The organism is Stenotrophomonas pictorum JCM 9942 (assembly GCF_001310775.1).
Taxonomy (GTDB): Bacteria; Pseudomonadota; Gammaproteobacteria; order Xanthomonadales; family Xanthomonadaceae; genus Stenotrophomonas; species Stenotrophomonas pictorum.
Window position 1 is genome coordinate 1 of sequence record NZ_BAZI01000484.1, and the last position, 1,686, is coordinate 1,686.

General features: G+C 67.8%; 2 protein-coding genes and 1 pseudogene. All 3 read left to right on the plus strand.

The features are described 5' to 3' along the window. Positions 1–244: pseudogene (locus tag JCM9942_RS15265) on the plus strand (tRNA uridine-5-carboxymethylaminomethyl(34) synthesis GTPase MnmE); the annotation flags it as partial. 45 nt (positions 245–289) lie between these two features. After that, positions 290–682: a VOC family protein gene (locus JCM9942_RS15270; RefSeq protein WP_054660694.1), complete on the plus strand. Its 393-nt coding sequence runs from the start codon at positions 290–292 to the stop codon at positions 680–682. 219 nt (positions 683–901) lie between these two features. Then, positions 902–1,686: ATP-binding cassette domain-containing protein (locus JCM9942_RS15275; protein WP_172675151.1), on the plus strand; the 785-nt coding region annotated here is incomplete at its 3' end.

Below are 1,686 nucleotides of genomic sequence, written 5' to 3' on the forward strand. Positions count from 1 at the left end.
CGCCAGCGAGGGCGCGGGCGAGGGCCAGCAGGGCGAATTCTCCGCGCGCCTGCGCCATGTCGAGGCGATCGCGCGTGCGGCCGAGCATCTGGAGATCGCCGCCGAGCAGTTGCGCTTTGATCAGCTGGAACTGGCGGCCGAGGAACTGCGGCTGGCGCACGATGCCCTCGGCGAGATCACCGGCCGGATGACCGCCGACGACCTGCTGGGGAAGATCTTCTCCAGTTTCTGTATCGGCAAATAACCGCGGCGGCGATGGTCCGCGCCGCACAATCGGCAGGAGCAACACATGTTTTCGCACATCGTGGTGGGTGCCAATGACATCACCGCCTCCAGGCGGTTCTATGACGCCGTGCTGGCCGCACTCGGCGGAAAGCCCGGTTTAATCGACCCCAAGGGCAACGTGGTCTACCGCCATCAGGGCGCGCTGCTGATCGTGGGGCATCCGCGCAACGGCGAGCCGGCAACGCCTGCCAATGGCGGCACCATCGGTTTCACCTGTGGCAGCCCCGGAGACGTGGACGCGTGGCATGCCGCGGGCGTCGATCATGGCGGTACCAGCATTGAAGATCCGCCGGGCCTGCGGCAGACACCGTTCGGGCCGCTGTATCTGGCCTATCTGCGGGATCCGGCCGGGAACAAGCTGTGTGCCGCCTATCACCCGGCAGCCGCCACCGCGTGAACCACCGCCGCTGCTGATTCCGGTGGCGCAGTGCCGGTGGGTGCTGCGCTGTTACTGGCAGGTTCGGCTGGCGGCCGCTAGCCTGTGGGCCGTTGCGGGATACCCCCGTATGTCGGAGTGCGGTCCAATGCGCCATTGATGCCCCCGTCGTGATGACGGTCCCTTTCCGTCCCTGCTGCCGCTGGCGGCCGGGTACTTCGGGCATCGATGGAAACCTGCATGACCTGTTCTGTATCCGTGACGCTGGATGGCGTCAGTTGGCACACGCCCGATGGGCGCTGCCTTTTCTCCGATCTCAGCCTTCACCTCGATGCCCGGCCGACCGCGCTGGTCGGGCGCAACGGCGTGGGCAAATCCGTACTGGCGCAACTGCTGGCAGGGCGGCGGATGCCCAGCGCCGGGCAGATCCGACGTATCGGTCAGGTGCACTACCTGCCGCAGCAGATCCAGCCCGTCCCCGGACAGCGCGTCGCCGAACTGGCGGCTGTGGATAACGTCCTGCAGGCGCTGCGCCGGATCGAGCAGGGCAGCATCACCCCTGCCGATTTCGAGCGGGTGGGCGAGCAGTGGAGCCTGCGCGAGACCTTGCAGCACGCCTTGGCGCAGGCCGGGCTGGAAGGCGTGGATGCCGATACCCCGGTGGATACGCTCAGCGGCGGTCAGCGCATGCGGGTGGCGTTGGCTGGCGCATTGTTGCAACCGGCCGCACTGCTGATCCTCGATGAGCCGAGCAATCACCTGGACCGCGCTGGCCGGCAATGGCTGGCCCGGCAGCTGCAGGCGCGTGGCAAGGGGATGCTGCTGGTCAGTCACGACCGCCCGCTGCTGCACGGTGTGGAACGGGTGCTGGAACTGTCGGCGCAGGGGCTGCGCAGCTACGGCGGCAACCATGAAAGTTATGCACAGGCCCGCACCGCCGAACGGGCCGCAATCCACGCGCTGCAGCAGCAACGCCGGCAGGAACGGCGCAAGGGCGAGCAGGCGCTGCAGCAGCAACGGCAACG